18 protein-coding genes are annotated in these 18725 nt (G+C 66.4%); 2 read left to right on the top strand and 16 right to left on the bottom strand.

What is annotated here, in order from left to right:
- Nucleotides 1–33 precede the first annotated feature (33 nt).
- The 6 genes from CHB74_RS06155 to CHB74_RS06130 all read right to left on the bottom strand — a co-directional run bounded on the left by CHB74_RS06155 (nucleotide 34) and on the right by CHB74_RS06130 (nucleotide 6471).
- Nucleotides 34–726 carry an MOSC domain-containing protein gene (locus CHB74_RS06155; protein WP_089218755.1) on the bottom strand — a complete coding sequence of 231 codons (693 nt, stop codon included), beginning with the start codon at nucleotides 724–726 and terminating at the stop codon, nucleotides 34–36.
- A gap of 16 nt (nucleotides 727–742) precedes the next feature.
- Complete coding sequence (locus CHB74_RS06150) at nucleotides 743–1960, bottom strand: SGNH/GDSL hydrolase family protein (protein WP_144033736.1); 1218 nt, start codon at nucleotides 1958–1960, stop codon at nucleotides 743–745.
- Between the two features lie 27 nt (nucleotides 1961–1987).
- Nucleotides 1988–2251, bottom strand: coding sequence for a hypothetical protein (locus tag CHB74_RS06145; protein WP_245842675.1), 264 nt, complete (start codon nucleotides 2249–2251; stop codon nucleotides 1988–1990).
- A gap of 144 nt (nucleotides 2252–2395) precedes the next feature.
- Complete coding sequence (locus CHB74_RS06140; RefSeq protein WP_089218753.1) at nucleotides 2396–4945, bottom strand: TonB-dependent receptor; 2550 nt, start codon at nucleotides 4943–4945, stop codon at nucleotides 2396–2398.
- 70 nt (nucleotides 4946–5015) lie between these two features.
- Nucleotides 5016–5978 carry a FecR family protein gene (locus CHB74_RS06135; protein ID WP_089218752.1) on the bottom strand — a complete coding sequence of 321 codons (963 nt, stop codon included), beginning with the start codon at nucleotides 5976–5978 and terminating at the stop codon, nucleotides 5016–5018.
- A gap of 1 nt (nucleotide 5979) precedes the next feature.
- Nucleotides 5980–6471 carry a sigma-70 family RNA polymerase sigma factor gene (locus tag CHB74_RS06130; RefSeq protein ID WP_089218751.1) on the bottom strand — a complete coding sequence of 164 codons (492 nt, stop codon included), beginning with the start codon at nucleotides 6469–6471 and terminating at the stop codon, nucleotides 5980–5982.
- A 165-nt stretch (nucleotides 6472–6636) separates the two neighbouring features.
- Here CHB74_RS06130 and CHB74_RS06125 point away from each other — a divergent pair, with 165 nt between their 5' ends.
- Nucleotides 6637–7164 (top strand): SRPBCC family protein, encoded by a 528-nt coding sequence (locus CHB74_RS06125; RefSeq protein ID WP_089218750.1) that lies wholly within the window; start codon nucleotides 6637–6639, stop codon nucleotides 7162–7164.
- Here the strand turns inward: CHB74_RS06125 and modC are convergent, their stop codons facing one another.
- From modC to CHB74_RS06080, 9 genes are all read right to left on the bottom strand, one after another.
- A complete protein-coding gene (gene modC / locus CHB74_RS06120) occupies nucleotides 7165–7791 on the bottom strand; it encodes a molybdenum ABC transporter ATP-binding protein (protein WP_089218749.1) in 627 nt (208 codons plus the stop codon).
- On the bottom strand, nucleotides 7781–8479 hold the full coding sequence (gene modB / locus CHB74_RS06115) for a molybdate ABC transporter permease subunit (protein ID WP_179220743.1): 699 nt from the start codon (nucleotides 8477–8479) through the stop codon (nucleotides 7781–7783). The genes modC and modB overlap by 11 nt, the downstream gene beginning before the upstream one ends.
- Before the next feature lie 5 nt (nucleotides 8480–8484).
- A complete protein-coding gene (gene modA, locus CHB74_RS06110; RefSeq protein ID WP_089218747.1) occupies nucleotides 8485–9258 on the bottom strand; it encodes a molybdate ABC transporter substrate-binding protein in 774 nt (257 codons plus the stop codon).
- An 84-nt stretch (nucleotides 9259–9342) separates the two neighbouring features.
- Nucleotides 9343–9753 carry a winged helix-turn-helix domain-containing protein gene (locus tag CHB74_RS06105; protein WP_089218928.1) on the bottom strand — a complete coding sequence of 137 codons (411 nt, stop codon included), beginning with the start codon at nucleotides 9751–9753 and terminating at the stop codon, nucleotides 9343–9345.
- 70 nt (nucleotides 9754–9823) lie between these two features.
- Nucleotides 9824–11221 (bottom strand): alpha,alpha-trehalose-phosphate synthase (UDP-forming), encoded by a 1398-nt coding sequence (locus CHB74_RS06100; RefSeq protein ID WP_089218927.1) that lies wholly within the window; start codon nucleotides 11219–11221, stop codon nucleotides 9824–9826.
- Nucleotides 11218–13014 carry a glycoside hydrolase family 15 protein gene (locus CHB74_RS06095; RefSeq protein ID WP_089218746.1) on the bottom strand — a complete coding sequence of 599 codons (1797 nt, stop codon included), beginning with the start codon at nucleotides 13012–13014 and terminating at the stop codon, nucleotides 11218–11220. Before CHB74_RS06095 ends, CHB74_RS06100 begins: the two co-directional genes overlap by 4 nt.
- Nucleotides 13011–13718 (bottom strand): trehalose-phosphatase, encoded by a 708-nt coding sequence (otsB, locus tag CHB74_RS06090; protein WP_089218926.1) that lies wholly within the window; start codon nucleotides 13716–13718, stop codon nucleotides 13011–13013. The genes CHB74_RS06095 and otsB overlap by 4 nt, the downstream gene beginning before the upstream one ends.
- 178 nt (nucleotides 13719–13896) lie before the next feature.
- A complete protein-coding gene (locus CHB74_RS06085) occupies nucleotides 13897–14691 on the bottom strand; it encodes a metallophosphoesterase family protein (protein WP_089218745.1) in 795 nt (264 codons plus the stop codon).
- A 4-nt stretch (nucleotides 14692–14695) separates the two neighbouring features.
- Nucleotides 14696–15442, bottom strand: coding sequence for a hypothetical protein (locus CHB74_RS06080; protein WP_089218744.1), 747 nt, complete (start codon nucleotides 15440–15442; stop codon nucleotides 14696–14698).
- A 218-nt stretch (nucleotides 15443–15660) separates the two neighbouring features.
- Between CHB74_RS06080 and CHB74_RS06075 the strand changes: the two genes are divergently transcribed.
- On the top strand, nucleotides 15661–17151 hold the full coding sequence (locus CHB74_RS06075; RefSeq protein WP_089218743.1) for a phospholipase D-like domain-containing protein: 1491 nt from the start codon (nucleotides 15661–15663) through the stop codon (nucleotides 17149–17151).
- A 41-nt stretch (nucleotides 17152–17192) separates the two neighbouring features.
- Here the strand turns inward: CHB74_RS06075 and CHB74_RS06070 are convergent, their stop codons facing one another.
- On the bottom strand, nucleotides 17193–18491 hold the full coding sequence (locus CHB74_RS06070) for an O-acetylhomoserine aminocarboxypropyltransferase/cysteine synthase family protein (protein WP_089218925.1): 1299 nt from the start codon (nucleotides 18489–18491) through the stop codon (nucleotides 17193–17195).
- Between the last annotated feature and the right edge of the window lie 234 nt (nucleotides 18492–18725).

Raw genomic sequence — 18725 nt, 5'->3', positions numbered from 1 at the left:
CCGACCATGCCGGCGCGGCGCGGGGTGGCACCGTCAATCGCCTTCCAGACGGCGACGCCAGTCTTCCACCGCGCGGGTTTCGACGCGGCGGGCGGCGGTCTGGCGCCAGCGATCGGGCAGATGCGGCAGCGCCGCCATTTCGCGCAGCCCTTCCAGATCCATCACATCGACGTAAAGCAGGCGCCACAGCCGATCGATCGTCCACTCCGGCGTCAGGCGATCGACCAGCGTCAGTCGATCGCTGGGCGCCACATCGCCTTCCTCGATCACCCGATAATACCAGCCGGTGCGGCCATTGCCCTGCATGCGCCGCGCCATATCGGCGATGCCGAAGCGGAGGTTGAGGCGAAAACAGGGTTGCCGCCCCTGCGAAATTTCGACGAGCGCACGGCCGAGCCGGAAGCGATCGCCGATCGCGACGTCGCTTTCGACAAGCCCGCGGGTGGAGATATTCTCGCCAAAGGCGCCCGGCCGATCGAGCAGCGCATGGCCACCGAGATCGGCCTGCCAGCCGGCATAATGATCGAACGGATAATGGTGGGCGGCCTTGTCGATCCCGCCATGGTTGCGCGTGTCGCCCTGCGCGTCGCCCGCGAAACCCAGCCGCGTCAGCCGCGCGGGCGCGGTGTTGGGCCGCTTGGCGATGCCGCTGGCGATCCCCTTGGGGCCGAGGGGACGGACATCGCCCGATAGCAGGGTGGTGTGCAACGGCGGTGGCTTGTCCATCCCATTCCCCCTTCGATCATTCCACTTGCCGGGCTTCCGCTTGCCGGGCTTTCGCTTTCTCGGCCGGCCAGATCGTCGGATGCCGATCAAGATAGGCGATCAGCCAATCGGCCAGCTTGCGCTGATCCGACGGCGTATAATGCCCGCAGGCGCGGCCTTCGATCGCCAGATCCGATGCCGTGATGAAATCGAGATGCTGGACGCCGGCCTGCCGGGCGGCATCGCGGATCGCCTGTTCGGCCGTCTCGAAAATCCGGCGGGCATTGGGATCGCCCATCCGCGCGGTATCGAACCACCAGATCAGGAAGGCGGCGGATGGCGAACGGCGATGAAGCTCGGCGATGAAGGCCCCGTAAGCCGGCCCGTAATCGGCCGCGACCTCGCCGAAATCCTTCCACTTCTCACCTGGGCCGATCGCGCCGACGAAATCGGCGTTGAGCTTGAGGACGATCAGCTCCGGCCGCCAGCCCGCATCGACATAGGGCGTCGTCATGTCGAAGAAGGTGAAGGGATAGACCTTCGGTATCTCCCGACCCGGCACCATGCCCGCATAATTGCGCACGAGGCCGCGCGCCGAAATCGCGTTGATCTGGTAATCGGCGTCGTAATGGCGGGCGACCAGCGCGGGATAGGCGCCCTGCGTATCGGTGCTTTCCTGGGATTCGCGCAAGCTGCACTGCGCCTTGCCGGATCGCAGCCCGAAACCCGTCATCGAGGAATCGCCGATAAATTCGATCTGGCGGCTGCGCGGCGCCACCGCCAGCGGCTGGGCGTCACGCGCCACATAGAAGCCTCCGAATATCCCCCGCACGCCATCATTTTCGGTCAGCTTTTCCAGCCGCACGCGATGCACGCCGGGGGACAGGCCAGTCACCCGCAGCAGCGACCGCCCCGGCGGCGCGATCGCGATCGGCGGGGCGTTGTCGATCAGCAGTTGATAGCCATTGCCCTTGTCATCGAAACTGAGGGCGAGGTGATCGCCGGTGAAGGCCGCCTCGAAATAGGTGCCGGGCCATTGATGGGCGTGAAGCTGCGCACCGCGTGCCGCCTTGGCGATGGCGACCCGCCCGCCGACATGAACCGGCAACGGCTGCATGTCGCGCGGCACCATCGGCCCATTGGGTTCGACGGCGACCGTCTGGGCATATGCCGCAGCGACGGGCAGCAGAACCGGCGCCGCGATGGCCAGCAGGATCGCGATCGCTGCGTTGCGCCCCATATTTCCCCGCAGCATCGCTCTCCCCCTCGGCCTGCGACCTTGTCATTCGTCGGTGGATTGGCCCTTCGCCGCCAGCGGCCAGGCGCCGCGCAGCTCGACATAGGCTTCCAGCTCGCGCCAGTGGCGATCCCAGCCGGGGCCACGCTGCGCCACGGGCACCTCCTGCTCGACGCGCAGCCGCGCCCGCGCGACGGGGTTGGTCGGGCCGGACTGCAGGCGCGATACGATTTCCCGCACGGCGCTCACCGGCGGTTCCTGATCGGCCATCGACATATCGTTCGCGGCAAGGGGTTCGGCTTCATCCATGCGCGATGCCTATCGGTTCGTGCCCACCGCGACAACGCGAAAGGGGCGCCGGTTTTGCCGACGCCCCTCCCCGCTCCCCCATTTGGCGGGCACATAAAGCGATTTCCGGGTCAGCAGATGCTCGCACCTGCTCCGAAAAATCGCTCAATATTCGAAGGTCAGCTCCAGCCCATAGGTTCGCGGCTGGCCGAAAAAGGCGCTCGGCACGCCCGAATTGAAGTGCGCGATATAATATTCCTTGTCGGTCAGGTTGCGGCCGAAGGCGGAAAGACGCCAGCTGCCGAAGCCGATCGGAATGTCCGACAGGGTGAAGCGCAGATCGAGCAGCCCGTAGCTCGGCGCCTGATAACGCGGATCGGACGTCGAGGTCGTGATCCGGTCCTGATAATAATAATCGACGTAGATGCCGGGCTGGCCGATGCCGGTGGCCGGGAACTGATAGTCCAGCTTCGCGGTGATCGTGTTCGGCGCCATGTTGATGAACCGGAAGAATTCCGACCGATCCGTGCCCGTGGCGTCGATCACCTCCTTATAGTCGCCGTTCAGATAGGCGTAGCTGAAGCTGATCGTCAGCGGATCGACAGGACGGACGGTGATGTCGAGCTCCACGCCCTTCACCTTCGCCTTGCCAGCGTTGAGCACGTCGGTGATGCCCACGTTCAATGGATCGGACCGGAGGTTGACCTGAATATCCTTATAATCGGACATGAAGGCCGCGATGTTGAGGCGCAGGCGCTTGTCCAGCAGGGTCGATTTGAAACCCAGTTCGTAGGATGTCAGCGTTTCGGGGCCGAAGCCCTCGGCAAAGCGTTCGAGCGTGCTGGCGCGGGTGTTGAAGCCGCCCGATTTATAGCCCCGCACCATCTTCGCATAGATGTTCACATCCTCCGTCACATCGAAGGCGGCGACGATCGTCGGGCTGAAATTTTCGAACGCCTTCGACGCCGGGGTCGTCGGCCCCACGGCCGGGATGCCGCTCGCCGGGATCAGGGTTTCCTGCAGCGAGGCCTTGCGCTCGTCGCGCGACCAGCGGAGGCCGCCGGTCAGGTGCAGGCGCTCGTCCAGCCAGGATGGCGTGAAGGTCGCCTGGCCATAGACCGCATAAGCCCGGTTGCCGATCGTGACGGTGCGTTCGCTGGCCGATCGCCGCGCGGGCTGGCGGCTGACGTCGAAACCGTCGGCGTCCTCGTCGAAATAATAAGCGCCCAGCACGTAACGCAGGCGATCGTCGAACGCGTCGCCGACGGCCTGGAATTCCTGCGAAAACTGGTCCTGATGGATCAGGCTGGAGGAATCGAGCAGCGCGAACGGCCCGAGCACGCCCGAATGATAATTCTGGTAGGTCTGGTTATCGAGCTTGCGATAGCCGGTGATCGACTTGAGCGTCAGGCTATCGGCCACATCCCATGTCGCCGTCAGATTATGCCCCTGCGCCACGACGTCGTTGCGCTTGAGATTGTTGACGAAGGGCGAGCCTTCGGACGGTCGCTGCCCCTTGCCCGGGAAGAGCGGCACCTGCGCCATGAAGATCGGCGTGTCGCTGATTTCCGAACGATCATAGGTGTAGCGGATGTTGAAATCGTCGCTCGGCTGCCAGAGCACGCCGGCGCGATAGGCATCGCGACGCTGATCGCCGAACCGTTCGACGCCGGTGCCGAGATTATCGACGAAACCATCGCGTTCGGTGTGCATATAGCCCAGCTCGACCGCGATCGTATCCGCCAGCGGCAGGTTCACGTTCGTCCGGGTGCGGAAATGATCGTAATTGCCGACGGTGAAGGTCTGCTTGATCCGCAGATCATCCAGATCGGGCTCGCGCGTGATGAAGTTGATCGCGCCGCCGGTCGCGTTGCGGCCGTAAAGCGATCCCTGCGGCCCGCGCAGCACTTCGACGCGCTCCAGCTCCGCCACTTCGGACGCCATGCCCTGCGTACGCGCGACATAGACGCCATCGACATAGACCGCGACCGACGGATCCTGCGTGATCTGATCGTCATTATTGCCGACGCCGCGCATGAAGATGCGCGTGCTGACGCCGCTGTTCGGGTGCGGCGTGATCTGCAGGGTCGGCACCTGCGAACGCAGGTCGCTGATTTCATTGACGCCGGCGCGCTCGATATCGGCGGCGCCCAGCGCGGCGATCGAGATCGGCGTATCCTGCAGCGATTCCGCGCGCTTCTGCGCGGTGACGACGATTTCGGCCAGCCCGGTATCGTCGATCGGCGCGGCGACCGAAGTGCCCTGCGCACCATCCACGCTGACGCCCAGGTCGGTCAGGCGCGCATCGGCGCTCGCGATCCGCACCGGGGCGGCAACCGCCGCCGTGACGCCCGGCGTGCGCGCCGCTGCCTCGCCCCGCGCCCGGCCCGGTTCGGCCCGCTTGCGGATGATCAGCGCGCCGACATCATCGCGCACCACTTCCAGCGACGTGCCCAGCACCAGCTGCCGTGCCGCCTTTTCCGGCGTCAGCACGCCGCGCACCGCCGTCGCGCGCAGGCCCTTCACGGCATCCGGCGAAAACAGGATGTTGGTGCGCGTGCTCTGCGCCAGTTCGTTCAGTGCGGCCGCCAGCGGCTTGGCGGAAATATGGATCGCGACGGGCGCGCGCTGGGCTGCGGCCGGCAGCGGCGCGAGCGCCAGCAACGACGCAGAGCAGGCGAGAAAGGTGCGGCAGAACGCCGGCTTGTCGATCATGGATATGTCCCCTCCTTGGCGGCGCCGTTTTGCGACGCTCGGAGCGGTGACGTGCGAACGCGATTTTTCCTCAGCTCGATTGTTCCGATTCTTGCGCCAGCGGTTCGATGAGGATCTGCTGCGGGGTGGAATGCACCGCCACCGGCAGCAGGCTGGCGATCGAACGGGCGAAGGCTTCTGAATCGCCCGTGCTGTAAGTGCCGCTGACCCGCAACGCGCCGAGCTCCGCATCGGTAACGACCAGCGGCTTGCGATTATAGCGGTTCATCTCCGCCACGGCGGCGGCCAGCGGCTGATCGTCGAAGATCACCCGGCCGACCTGCCACGCAGTCGCGCGCTGCACGTCGGGGCGTTCCTGATGGATGGCATTGGCGCGATCGATCACGATGCGTTCGCCCGGCCGGGGATAGGCCGCCGCCACGCCGGGGGAACGCACCGCGATCCGCCCTTCGACCAGCAGCACCGCCACTTCATCCTCGCGCCGCGCGACATCGAAGGCGGTGCCGATCGCCACCACCTCCCGCCCGCCCGCGGTAACGCGGAACGGGCGCGCGGCATCCTTGGCGACATCGAAATGGGCGCGACCGCGCAGCAATTCGATCTCGCGCCGATCATCGTGGAAGGCGACGCGGATCTCCGTCTCGGTATCGAGCGTGACGGCAGAGCCATCGGCCAGCGTTACCCGGCGCTGTTCGCCAAGCTGGGTCGCATAATGATCCGCCCCCGCGCCACGCTGGTAGAGATAGCCGGACCCTACCGCGACCATCGCGGCGACACCGGCGAGCACCGTTCGCCGGCTCATCCCCGTCCGCTCCACGGGTTCATCGACGGCGACCTCATGGGTGAGGCCGCCCACCATCTCCCACGCATTGGTGACGAGATCGAAGGCGGCGGCGTGGCGCGCATCCTCGGCCAGCCAGGCGCGGAAGGCGGCCTCGTCCTCGGGGCCGCGATCCTCGCTGCGCAGGCGCGCGAGCCAGGCGGCAGCCTCCGCCTTGATTGTCCGGGAAAGGGCAGGTGTCGGGTCCGTCACGTCACCAACCTTCCGTCCACTCGGCCAGGAACAAGGCGGCCTTGGCGATATGCTTTTCCACTGCGCTCATGGTGATGCCGAGCTGTTCGGCGATTTCACGATATTTCAAGCCTTCGATCCGGTGCATCAGGAATATCTGGCGGGTGCGTGGGCTGAGTTCATCAAGGCCAAGGCGCACCCGTTCAAGCCGCTGGCGAAGCTGCAACATTTCAAGCTGCAGCGGCCCATTGTCGGCGAATTCGGCGATGTCGCCCGGCTGCGGCCCATATTCGCCGCGCACCCAGCGCCGCCGCGAATCATCCACGGCGATATTGGCGGCCGCGCGGACGAGGAAACCGGCCGGATTGGCCACCGTGGAGCGCGACCGATATTCGGCCAGCCGCACATAGGCCGCGTGCAGATGATCCTCCGCCCGGTCGGGATCGCGCGTGGCGCGCGCGATCCGCCGGACGAGCTGGCGCCAGCCATGGCCATCCCGCGGCGCCCAGTTCATGGCGCCAACCCGTGCCGTTGCGGCGGCATCGTCGATAGAAGCATCCCCATCTCCCCCGCCATGCTTTCGCGAAACATGGTCGTTATGGCCAGTTCAAACCGCATTGGCCGTTTCGTCAACCATCGCGGCGTGGACAGCGCCGCGCTGATCCCGCAGCATTGACGCATGAGCGACGATCTTCCCCAGTCCGCCCCGGCCCAATGGTTCGATTTCCGCGCCGTCGGCCCGGATTTCGTGAATACGGCGCCGACCCGCTATGTCACGGTCTCGTCGATCGATGCGCCGGTGCAGGCCGTGTGGGACGCGTTTTGCGATCCCGCCAGCTGGCCGCACTGGTTTCCGCATGTCGAACGCGTGGTCCATGAAGGCGCCCCCGGCGTCGGCATGATCCGCAAGTCGTGGGTAGCGGGCTGCGCCCATGACGAAACCATGGTGATCTGGGACGAGCCGCGCGCCTGGGGCTATATCATCAACAAGGCGACGGAACCGCTGGCCGCCGCGCAGATCGAACTCACCACCTTCGATCCGCTTCCCGAAGGCGGCACGCGCGTTACCTGGACGCTGGCCTGCGAGCCGCTGGAAGGGTTGAGCTTCCTGTCCGCCGACCGCGATTTCCCGAGCTTCCTGCAAGCGATGCTGGATGAGGCGATGGGCAATCTGGCGCGCTATCTGGCCGCCCCGAAACCTGCCTGATCAAAGGCCGATGGGGACGATCGTGGTCGCCAGCCGGTCCACTTCCGCGCGATCGTGGCTGACATAAAGGATCGGCAGGCGCAGTTCATCGCGGACACGCTCGATCACGCTCATGATCTCCTCGCGCCGGGCGGCATCGAGCGACGATAGCGGTTCGTCCATCAGCAGGAAACGCGGCGCGGACAGCAGCGCGCGGCCGATCGCGACGCGCTGCGCCTCCCCGCCGGACAAGGTGCGCGGCCAGCGATCGAGCAGATGGCCGATGCCGAGGAAGGCGACGACATCGTCGAACCCGATCCAGCGATGTTCGGGCGCGGCCAGCCGTTCGCCATAAACGAGGTTCGCCCGCACCCGCTTGTGCGGAAATAGGCGCCCATCCTGAAATACATAGCCGATCCGTCGCCGTTCCGGCGGAAGATCGACCCGCGTCGCGCTATCGAACAGCAGTTCGCCGTCGACGACGATCCGGCCGGCATCGGGCCGCAACAGCCCCGCGACCATGTTGAGCACGCTGGTCTTGCCCGCCCCCGATGGACCGAACAGCGCCGTCAGCCCGGCATCGGCGCGCAGCGACAGGCGCACGGCCGCGTCGCCCAATTGGCGCGTGACGTCGATCTCAAAGGACATGGCCGCCCTGCCCTTGGCCCGACCGGCGGGCCAGCGCCTCCGACGCGACCAGCGCGGCAAGCGAGAGGATGACCGAGATGATCGCCAGACGCGTCACCACCGCTTCCGCCCCGGGCATTTGCAACGCGGTGTAGATGGCGATCGGCAGCGTCCGGGTTTCGCCGGGAATGTTCGAAACGAAGGTGATCGTCGCCCCGAACTCACCGATCGAACGGGCAAAGCCCAGCACCGTGGCGGCAAGCACGCCGGGCAGCGACAAGGGCACGGTGATCGTGAGGAAGGTGCGCAGGGCACTGGCGCCCAGCGTGCGCGCCGCGCCCTCCAGCCGGCGATCCACCGCCTCGATCGAAAGCCGGATGGCGCGGACCATCAGCGGCAGCGCCATCACCGCCGCCGCCAGCGCCGCGCCCGTCCAGCGGAACATGAAGGTGATGCCCAGCCATTGTTCGAAGAAGCGGCCAAGCGGACCGTTATTGCCAAAGGCGAGGAGGAGCATCCAGCCGGTTACCACCGGCGGCAGGACCAGCGGCAAATGGATGAGGCCATCGACCAGAAACTTGCCCGGAAACCGCATGCGCGCCAGCAGCCAGGCGAGGCCGAAGGCGATCGGCAACGTCACCAGCACCGCCACCGCGCTCACCTTGAGCGAGAGGCGGATGATCTCCCAATCGTCCGGCGCCAGCCCCAGCAACGCTATTTGGCCACGAAGCCGTAGCGGGCGAAGATCGCCCTGCCCTGCCTCGACAGCAGGAAGCGGCGGAAGCCTTCCGCATCGGGGCTGCTGGCGGTCTTCAGCAGCGCCAGCGGATAGGTGATCGGCGGATGGCTATCCGCCGGGAAGGCACCGACGATCGCCACCGCGCGCGAAGCCCGGGCGTCGGTTTCATAGACGATGCCCAGCGGCGCCTCACCCCGTTCGACCAGGGCAAGTGCTGCGCGCACATTTTCGGCGCGCGCGACGCGGGGCTCGACCGATGCCCACACACCGAGCCGGGTGAGCGCCGCCTTGCCATATTTGCCCGCCGGCACCGCATCGGGATCGGCCATGGTGAGCCGCCCCTGGCTGCCGAGTGCGCTGGCCAGCGGAAAGCCGGGGCGGATCGCCAGCTTCACCGGCCGCGCCGCCGGCGCGATCAGGACCAGCCGGTTGCGCAGGAACGAGACGCGCGTTCCCGGCCGGATCAATCCCTTCTTCGCAACGTCGTCCATCCACGGCTCATCGGCCGAGATGAAGAGATCGGCCGGCGCGCCCGAACCGATCTGGCGGGCCAGCGCCGAGGACGCCGCAAAGGACAGCACCGGCCTTGCATGGCCCTTCGCGCTCCACGCGGCGGCGGCGGCCGTCAGCGATTCCTGAAGGCTGGCAGCCGCAAGCACCAGAGGCGGCTTCACTTCAGCCGCAGCAGGCGAACAGGCCGCCCCAAGCAACGCAACCAACGCAAGCAAGCGGCCGATCAATCGAGTCATGCTGCCCCACGCACTGTTATATTTCTACATATACAGCGATCGACGCGCAGCGCCAGCGGCGAGGATCGGCCGGTCATGGAAGGGTCAGGCCGTGGGCGTGGTGGCCGCCGGCGGCAACGGCGCATCCCGCAGCAGCGGCAGGAAAGGATCGAGCCCGCCGGCCCCCGCCACCGCGATCAGCCGGCGTTCGAGATCGCGATAGGCCGCCAGCACCGTGCGGCCACAATCGGTAAGCCGGGCGCCGCGGTCGCGGCTGCCGCCGGCGGTGGTATCCACCAGCTTTTCCACCCAGCAACGGTTCATGCTGTCGACGAGCAGCCAGGTACGACGATAGCTCATGCCGAGCGCGCGGCCGGCGGCCGAGATCGATCCTTCGCGATCGATGGCGTCGAGAAGATCGGCCTTGCCGGGGCCGATCGCCGGTTCGTCGCCGCAGAATATCTGCGCCTTGAGCTTGAGCGGGCCGACGCGCGGCACCACCGAATTTCGTGTCATCGTCAAATCCACGCCCCGAAGCAATGCGGCCACCCGCCAGCCTAGCAACGCCGCCGCTGCCTGTCGCGTGTCAGGCGTCCACCGTCGCCTTCCCCCCACTGGCAAGGACCGAGAGGAAGCAGCGTTGCCACCAGAGCACGTCGCGTTCCTCCACGCCATCCATCAGCGCACGCCAGCGCCGCTGGCGCTCGGCCCGCGTCATGGCGAGCGCCTGGCTGATCGCGTCGGCGATTTCCTCGGCGCTGTGCGGATTGACGAGCAGCGCCTCACCCATCTGTTCGGCCGCGCCCGCAAAGCGCGAGAGGATGAGCACGCCGGGATCATCCTCGTCCTGCGCGGCCACATATTCCTTGGCGACCAGATTCATCCCGTCGCGCAGCGGCGTCACCAGCCCGACCCGCGCCGCGCGATAGATGCCGGCCAACCGATCGCGCGGATAGCCGCGATTGACGTAGCGGATCGGCACCCATTCCACGTCCGCAAACTCGCCGTTGATCCGCCCCGACAACCCATCCAGCGCCGAACGAATCTCGCGATAGCTTTGCACATCCTCGCGCGAGGGCGGCGCGATCTGGAGCAGGAACACGCGGCCCAGCGCCTGCGGCCGGGACGACAGGAAGCGTTCGTAGCCGAGAAAGCGTTCCTGCAGCCCTTTGGAATAATCCAGCCGATCCACCCCGACGATGAGATCGCGGCCATTGGCGCTGGCGCGCATCCGTTCGAAGGCGGTGACCGCCTCGGGCTCGCGCGCGCTCGCCCGGAACGCCGCCGTGTCGATGCCGATCGGGCAGGCGATCACGCGAATCGCGCGTTCGCCGACGAACAGGCTGCCATCGGCCTCGATCCGCACGTCGGGCATTTCGGCCCGCACATAATCGAGGAAGGAATCCAGCCAATCCCGCGTCTGGAAACCGATCACATCATAAGCGAGCATCGCCTGAACGAGCTGGCGATGATTGGGCAGCGCGGCGAGCAGGCGCATCGGCGGCCATGGGATGTGGAGGAAGAAGCCGATCCGGTTGCGCACGCCCCGCGCGCGCAGCTCTGCGCCAAGCGGGATCATGTGATAATCATGCACCCAGATCAGATCGTCGGGCTCGATCAGCGGATGCACGGTTTCCGCGAAGCGGGCGTTGACGCGGTCATAGCCGCCGGCGAAACCACGTTCGAATTCCGCCACGTCGATCCGATAGTGGAATAGCGGCCACAGCGTGCGGTTGGCGAAGCCGTTATAATATTCCTCGATGTCCTGCGCGCCGAGATCGACCGTCGCGGTCGCCACGCCATCATGCCGCTGGAAATTGAGCTGGCCGGTGAAGGTTTCGATCTCCTCGCCCGACCAGCCGAACCAGATGCCGTTGCTTTCGCGCAAGGCGGCGGAAAGCGCCACCGCCAGCCCGCCCTGATTGCCCGCCCCTTCGCCATTGGCCGGCTGCACCCGGTTGGAAATCACGATCAGGCGGCTCATCGCACCGACCCCCACGGGCGGCTGAGCAGCACGGCGCAGTTGATCATCCCGACCAGCGAATAGGTTTGCGGATAATTGCCCCAAAGTTCGCCGGTCACGGGATCGATATCCTCCGAAAGCAGCCCCGCCTGCGTCCGCCGGCTCAGCATCTCCTCGAACAAGGCGCGGGCATCGGCCGTCCGCCCGGTCGCCTCCAGCGCCTCGATCAGCCAGAAGGTGCAGACGTTGAACGCGGTTTCGGGCAGGCCGAAATCATCCTCGGTCGCATAACGCAGCATGTGGCTGCCGCGCCGCAGCCCATCTTCCACCGCGACCAGCGTGCTGTGGAAGCGCGGATCGGTGGGTTGCAGGAAACGCAGGTCGAGCAGCTGGATCAGGCTGGCGTCGAGATCGTCGCCGCCAAAGGTGGCGGACAGGCGATCGGTGGCCGGCCGCCATGCCTTGTCCTCGATCTTCGCCCGGATCGCCGCTGCGCGCGCCTGCCAGTAAGCGCGACGATCTTCGAGGCCGAGCACCTCCGCCGCATTGGCCAGCCGGTCGCACGCCGCCCAGCACATCGCCGCCGAATAGGTGTGGACATGGCTGCGCGTCCGCAATTCCCACAAGCCGGCGTCGGGCTTGTCGTGCACGTCCCACGCGAGTTCGCCGATCGGCTCCAGCGCGGCGAAATCCTCCACGCCCGCCACGCGGAACAGGCGCTGGTCGAAAAAGGCCTGCACGTTGGACAGGATGATCTGGCCGTAAGCGTCGTGCTGGATCTGTTCATAGGCCTGATTGCCGACACGCACCGGCCCCATGCCGCGATAGCCATCGAGCGCCGGAACGGTCCGCTCGGTCAACAGCGCCTCGCCCCCCACGCCATAGAGCGGCTGGATATGCCCGCCCTTCGCATTGTCGACGATGTTGCGCAGATATTCGAGATAGCCTTCCAGCACGTCGAGCGCGCCCAGCCGGTTGAGCGCCTGCACGGTATAATAAGCATCGCGGATCCAGCAGTAGCGATAGTCCCAGTTCCGGCCGGAATCGGCATGTTCGGGGATCGATGTGGTGAGCGCCGCGACGATCGCGCCGGTTTCCTCATGCTGGCACAGCTTCAGCGTGATCGCCGCGCGGATCACGGCTTCCTGCCATTCCACCGGGGTTGCCAGCCCGCGCACCCAGCGCCGCCATTGCAGCACGGTGCGATCGAGCATCTGTTCGGTCGCGACGCGCACATCATCGGCGAAACTTTCGTCGGGGCCGAGGAAGAAGTGCAGCGGCCGTTCCACCCGGAACATCCGTTCATCCTCGATCCAGCCGACGGGCGCGTCCGTCGTCAGCCGGACGGCGCCATCGGCCAGCAGATAACGGACATGGTTGGACCCGCGCGTCCGCCCTGTCGCTTCCGCCCCCCAATCGCGCGCCGGGCGCAGGCGCACGCGGATACGCGGACTGCCAGAAAGCGGCCGGACGATGCGGACGAAGGCAACCGGCCGATACATCCGTCCCCGCCGGGCGAAGCGCGGGCAGAAATCGATGATCTCGATCGCATTGCCGCACCCGTCATCGTGCCGCGTCACCAGCACGGGCGTGTTGCGGAGATAGGATTGCCGGGTTTCGGCGCAGTCTTCGAGATCGATTTCCCAAAACCCGCGCGCGCCTTCGGCCGCGGGCGGATGGCTGTCCAGAAGCGAGCTGAACAGCGGATCGCCGTCGACGCGCGGCAGGCAGCCCCAGACGAAGCGCCCGCGCCGATCGATCAGCGCGGAAACCTGGCAATTGCCGATCGGCCAGAGATCGAGCGTCGCGGTCATGCCCCTTCCCCACCCAGCCAGGCGCGCACGGCGGCGCTGTCCGGCAAGCCATAAAGCGCGGCCGTTTCCCGCAGCGGGCCGACCAGCACACCGAAGCCGCCAAGATCGGACGCCGCCTGAAAACCGGCCTCATCCGTCCAGTCATCGCCAATGAAGATCGGCCTCGTGCCCGCCATGATCGGGCGCCCCATCATGCGCCGGACGGCCGCCCCCTTGTCGCCACCGGGCACCCGCAGTTCGACAACCATCTTGCCCGGCTGCACCGCCAGGCCGAACATCTCGCCCAGCAGGCGCGCCTGTTCGTGGGCCGCGATCTCGGCCGCCGGCGCGTGACGATAATGCAGCGCCACGCCGAAGCTCTTGGGTTCGACGACGACGCCCGGATGCGCGCCGGCAAAGCCCCTCAGCCGATCCTCCACATCATCCAGCGCAGCCGGCCGCACCGGGTGGGCCAGGATGCCATTCCACCGATGTTCGCAACCATGGCTTCCCGACAGCGCGATCCGCTGCGCGATCGGGCCCAGCATGCGATCGAGCTGTTCGATCGACCGGCCGCTGACGAGGGCGAGCCCGTCCGCCCGGCGATCCAGCAGGCGCGCAAGCAAGGCAATCAGCGCGTCGTCCGCCACCACCTGATCGGGTTGATCGATCAGATCGACCAATGTGCCATCGAAGTCGATGAACAGGCTAGCATCGCTCAGCAAATCGGCTGGTGGAAGGGGCAGCGCCCCCCCGTCCACGGCGGCTTTCATCGACAATTCCCGGAATCTGTTCACATGCACGCCTGTTGGGGGACGCAGGCGCAACGAAAAGGTTCCGTGCGGGACGCCACTTCCTGCCGAGCGCCAACGCCTTGCCGTCACGCCTGCGGCATGATCGGCCTCAGCAAGCGCCGGCGCCTGTGCGAAACTGAATCGGCTCGACCTGGCCGTCCTCCAGCCGCAGCGCCGTCAGCACGCCGGTTTGATAGGCACCCGTATCGATGCCGATGCGATGCGCCTGAATATCGGGGTTTTCGCCGCTCCAGCTATGGCCGTGGACGATCACCTTTTCATGCGGGCCGGTGGCATCCAGAAAGTCGCTCCTGATCCAAAGCAGATCGTCCTCGACCTGCCGGTCGAGCGAGCAATTGGGGCGGATGCCGGCATGGACGAAGGCATAGTCGCCAAGGCTGACCATCAGTTCGAGCTGATCGAGCAACCGCAGATGGGCGGCGGGCATATTATCCAGCAGCTCATCGCGCGCGCGCTGATAATCCTGCGGCCCTGCGGCGGCGCGGGGCGGTTCCACGCCATAGGAAGCGAGCGTGGTCAGCCCGCCGAATTCGAGCCACTCGTCGCCATCTTCGGGTGTGGTCAGGAAATCGAGCAGCGCCTGTTCGTGATTGCCCTTCAGCAGATGAAGCTCGAAATCGGCGCGGCGCTGCAACCAGCACAATGCATCGAGCACCTCGAACGAACGGGGCCCACGATCGACATAATCCCCGCAAAAGATCACGATCGGGCGCCGCCCCGCGCCGCGTTCCGCCACGTCGGCCATGATCCGGGCGAGCAGGCCGCGCATCTGATCATAGCAGCCATGCACATCGCCAATGGCATAGACCAGCCCGCCATCCACCTTGCGGCCGCCTTTGGCGGGCGTCTGCGAAGCGGCGGTATGAAGACCTTGCAGCGCCATCCGCCTAACGCCCCGCGCGCGCCTGCGTGCTCAGCAGGGCCAGTTCTTCGGTCATGGCCCGATAGCTGCCGATCAGGTGGCGCGGCTCATCGGACGATTGCTTGCGCAGCTTCGCCCAACGCTTGCGATAGGAACTAAGCGTTGAGCGCGCGACGCCGATATTGATGGCATTGGCATAGGCCGCACGCAGATCCTTGTCGGCCTCCAGCACGGCCGGGCGGAGGCACCACGCCTCGCGATTGGCCGTCATCCCCTCGCAACGCGGCTGGGCCGGCGCGGCCGCGACGGCCACGGGCGCGGGCTGCGACGGGCTGGCATCGGCCAGTTGCTCCGTTTTGGACGCGGCCTTGCGCTTGGCCCGCGCCGGCCGAGCGGGCGGCTTCTTGGCCGGCGGCGATGCGGATGCGGCGACCACCGCAACGGGTTCGGGGGCCGGCGGCTCGACCGATGCGACCGGCGCCGGTGCCAGCTCGGGCTGCGGCTGCGGAGGGGGCGCACCCACATCCCGCGCCGCGATTTCCTGTCGGGGCGGCAACGGCGCCGCATCTTGCCCGGCATCCTGCCGTTGCGCGGTAATCGTGATGACGGCGGCGACAAGCGTTGCCAGCGCGGCCGCCCCGGCAAGCCGCCAGCCGGTTCCGCGATCATCGTCAGCTGCACCCGGCCGGATGACGATAGGGCGGGCGCGCGGGCGCTGGATGGTTGGCAAGGGCGGCAGCGTGGCGCCCTTCTTGCCAAAGATCGCTTCCATGTCCTGCGACACGGGGGCATGCCTGCCCCCGCCATCCCCGGCAACCGTTTCCCGGGGGTCAGGTCGTCGGAAGGAGGTCATGTTCCGGTCCGCTTCCACCCGCGCCTCGCACAGTTGATCATCGCGGGAACGACAGAGCGAGTTTGGAGTTCCCAACGGGCAACGGCAAAACTCTCTCAGCCCTGCATTCCAACCGGTCCGCACCCGCCAATGACGTCATGACATCCACCCCGAAAAGCATCGGCCGGGTCGCGCGCGCGACGCGCATGAGCATCATCGTCGATGCCGCCGATTATTTCCGCCATGCCCGCGCCGCGATGCTCAAGGCGCGGCGGCGCATCCTGCTGATCGGCTGGGATTTCGATGCGCGGATCGATCTTGCACCGGACAGCGAGGCTGCGGCCGGCGAACCACCCCACATGATCGGCGATTTCATCTACTGGCTGGTCCAGCAGAAGCCCGAACTGGAAGTGAACCTGCTGCGCTGGGACATGGGCGCGATCAAATCGCTGTTTCGCGGCAAGACCGCCTTCACCGTTGCGAAATGGATGGCCCATCCCCGCATCGCCGTGAAGCTGGACGGCCATCACCCGACCGGCGGATCGCATCACCAGAAGATCATCGTCATCGATGATTGCTTCGCATTCTGCGGCGGCATCGACATGACCGACAGCCGCTGGGACACGCGCGACCATGCGGACGAGGCGCCGCACCGCATCCACCCCGATGGATCGCCCTACGGCCCATGGCACGACGCGACGAGCGCGATCGAAGGGCCTGCCGCTGCACTGCTCGGCAAGCTCGCCCGCGATCGCTGGAAGCGGGCGGGCGGCAAGCCGCTGACGGCGGTTCGGGCCCGGCATGATTGCTGGCCGGAAGGGCTGGCGCCGCAGTTCAACGATGTCGACGTGACGATCGCGCGCACCATACCCAGGATGCCGGGCCAGCGCGCGCGGTGGGAGGTGGAACAGCTCTATCTCGACCATATCGCCCGCGCCCGGCGGTTCATTTACGCCGAAAGCCAGTATTTCGCGTCACGGCGGATCGCGCAGGCCATGGCGAAACGCCTTGCCGAAAAGGACGGTCCCGAGATCGTCATCGTCAACCCGGAAAGCGCCGAAGGCTGGCTGGAGCCGCTGGCCATGGATACTGCCCGCGCGCGGCTGTTCCAGGCGCTGCGCCACCACGACCGGCACGATCGCCTGCGCCTTTACCACCCCGTCACGCGGGATGGCGCGCCCATCTACGTCCACGCCAAGATCCTGATCGTCGACGACATGATCCTGCGCGTGGGATCGTCCAACATGAACAACCGTTCGATGCGGCTGGACACGGAATGCGACGTCGCGATCGACCGGGCGATCAACCGGGCGACCGACGGCCATCACGATCTGGGCGACGCGATCGCCGCGATCCGCGATGATCTGCTGGCCGAACATCTCGGCACAAGCAAAGCGGCGGTGGCGGCGAGCATCGCTGGAACCGGATCGATCATCGCGACGATCGAGAAGCTGCGCTTCACCGGCCGCAGCAATGCGCGCGACCGGAGGCGCAGGCTGGTGCCTTATGCGCCGCCCGACCTTTCGGACGTGGAAGCATGGCTCGCCGACAATGAGGTGCTCGACCCCGAAAATCCCGACGACATGTTCGAGGCGATGGGCGATCGCGGCCTGCTCCGCCACCTGCGCCCCAAAGGGCGCCGGGGCTGATCAGGCCGCGCTGGTAGGCCGCCCCGATCAGGCCGCCCCGATCAGACCGAAGCCTTGTCGAGCGCCTGGCCGAGATCGGCGAGAATATCGTCGATATGCTCGATCCCGATCGACAGGCGCACATAGCCTTCCGACACGCCCGTCGCCTTCTGCTCCTCCGCCGAAAGCTGCGAATGGGTGGTCGTCGCGGGGTGGATGGCAAGGCTGCGGGCATCGCCGATATTGGCGACATGGTAGAAGAGTTCGAGCGCGTCGATGAAGCGCCGCCCGGCATCGCGGCCGCCCGCGAGTTCGAAGCCGACGAGGCCGCCGAAACCGCCCTGCAGATAGCGCGACGCCCGATCGGCCTGCGCGCCCGACAATTGCGACGGGTGGATGACCCGAACCACATCCGCCCGCTCGCTCAGGAAACGCACGACCTTCGACGCATTCTCGCAATGGCGCGGCATCCTGAGCGCCAGCGTTTCCAGCCCCTGAAGAATCTGGAAGGCATTGAACGGCGACAGCGCCGAACCGAGATCGCGCAGCAGGATCGTGCGCGCGCGGAGGGCGTAAGCGATCGGCCCCAGCGGCTTCGCCGCCTCGCTCCAGATCGCGCCATGATAGCTGGGATCGGGGGTGTTGAGCAGCGGCTGGCGTTCGGGGAAGGCGCCCCAATCGAAATTGCCGCCATCGACGATGATGCCGCCGATCGAGGTGCCATGGCCGCCAATATATTTGGTCGCCGAATAAACGACGATCGCGGCACCATGATCGAGCGGACGAGCGATCAGCGGTGCCGCCGTATTGTCGACGATCAGCGGAATGCCCAGCGGCCGGCCGAGCGCCGCGATTTCGGCAATCGGGCAGACGACCAGCTTAGGATTGGGCAGCGTTTCGACATACCAGGCGCGCGTGCGTTCATCGCTGGCGCGGGCGAACGCTTCCGGATCGGCCGGATCGACGAAGCGGACCTCGATGCCCTGATCCTTCAGCGTGTTGGCGAACAGGTTCCAGGTGCCACCGTAAAGATCGGTGCCGCTGACGATATTATCGCCGACGCGGGCGAGATTCTGCACGGCGAAGGCGGACGCCGCCTGGCCCGACGCCACGGCAAGCGCGGCGGCCCCGCCCTCAAGCGCGGCCATCCGCTGTTCCAAGATGTCCGTCGTCGGGTTGCCGATCCGGGTGTAGATGTTGCCAAGTTCCTGAAGCGCGAACAGGCTGGCCGCATGATCGGCATCGCGAAACTGGTAGGATGTCGTCTGGTAGATCGGCGGCGCCACCGCCCCCGTCGCCGGATCGGCGCGCCAGCCGGCGTGCAGGGCGAGCGTTTCGGGGTGAAGCTTGCGGTCCGTCATGATCATCCTCCCAGTGGCACGGCCAACGCCAACCTTAGAGCGTTTTCCAAGCAGGTGGAATCATCTGCTGACTCGGAAAACGCGGCAAACCAAAAGTTTAGAGCATTCGAGCCGACGCAGTCGGGTCGAATAAATGCTCTAGGCTGTAGTGACGATTTAATTATTTGATCCAGAGCATGATGCTGGCGAGTTTGACGAAGCCGAGGAAGTTGGCGGCGAGCTTGTCGTAACGGG

The sequence above is a fragment of the Edaphosphingomonas laterariae genome (assembly GCF_900188165.1).
In the GTDB taxonomy this organism is placed as follows: Bacteria; Pseudomonadota; Alphaproteobacteria; order Sphingomonadales; family Sphingomonadaceae; genus Sphingomonas_E; species Sphingomonas_E laterariae.
This window is presented reverse-complemented; position numbering and strand designations above follow the sequence as displayed.

What these genes read in the sequence shown, in the direction of transcription:
- CHB74_RS06155 (WP_089218755.1), bottom strand. Translation starts at nt 726, where the DNA reads ATGGACAAGCCACCGCCGTTGCACACCACCCTGCTATCGGGCGATGTC.
- CHB74_RS06150 (WP_144033736.1), bottom strand. Translation starts at nt 1,960, where the DNA reads ATGCTGCGGGGAAATATGGGGCGCAACGCAGCGATCGCGATCCTGCTG.
- CHB74_RS06145 (WP_245842675.1), bottom strand. Translation starts at nt 2,251, where the DNA reads ATGGATGAAGCCGAACCCCTTGCCGCGAACGATATGTCGATGGCCGAT.
- CHB74_RS06140 (WP_089218753.1), bottom strand. Translation starts at nt 4,945, where the DNA reads ATGATCGACAAGCCGGCGTTCTGCCGCACCTTTCTCGCCTGCTCTGCG.
- CHB74_RS06130 (WP_089218751.1), bottom strand. Translation starts at nt 6,471, where the DNA reads ATGAACTGGGCGCCGCGGGATGGCCATGGCTGGCGCCAGCTCGTCCGG.
- CHB74_RS06125 (WP_089218750.1), top strand. Translation starts at nt 6,637, where the DNA reads ATGAGCGACGATCTTCCCCAGTCCGCCCCGGCCCAATGGTTCGATTTC.
- modC (WP_089218749.1), bottom strand. Translation starts at nt 7,791, where the DNA reads ATGTCCTTTGAGATCGACGTCACGCGCCAATTGGGCGACGCGGCCGTG.
- modA (WP_089218747.1), bottom strand. Translation starts at nt 9,258, where the DNA reads ATGACTCGATTGATCGGCCGCTTGCTTGCGTTGGTTGCGTTGCTTGGG.
- CHB74_RS06105 (WP_089218928.1), bottom strand. Translation starts at nt 9,753, where the DNA reads ATGACACGAAATTCGGTGGTGCCGCGCGTCGGCCCGCTCAAGCTCAAG.
- CHB74_RS06100 (WP_089218927.1), bottom strand. Translation starts at nt 11,221, where the DNA reads ATGAGCCGCCTGATCGTGATTTCCAACCGGGTGCAGCCGGCCAATGGC.
- CHB74_RS06095 (WP_089218746.1), bottom strand. Translation starts at nt 13,014, where the DNA reads ATGACCGCGACGCTCGATCTCTGGCCGATCGGCAATTGCCAGGTTTCC.
- CHB74_RS06085 (WP_089218745.1), bottom strand. Translation starts at nt 14,691, where the DNA reads ATGGCGCTGCAAGGTCTTCATACCGCCGCTTCGCAGACGCCCGCCAAA.
- CHB74_RS06080 (WP_089218744.1), bottom strand. Translation starts at nt 15,442, where the DNA reads ATGGAAGCGATCTTTGGCAAGAAGGGCGCCACGCTGCCGCCCTTGCCA.
- CHB74_RS06075 (WP_089218743.1), top strand. Translation starts at nt 15,661, where the DNA reads ATGACATCCACCCCGAAAAGCATCGGCCGGGTCGCGCGCGCGACGCGC.
- CHB74_RS06070 (WP_089218925.1), bottom strand. Translation starts at nt 18,491, where the DNA reads ATGACGGACCGCAAGCTTCACCCCGAAACGCTCGCCCTGCACGCCGGC.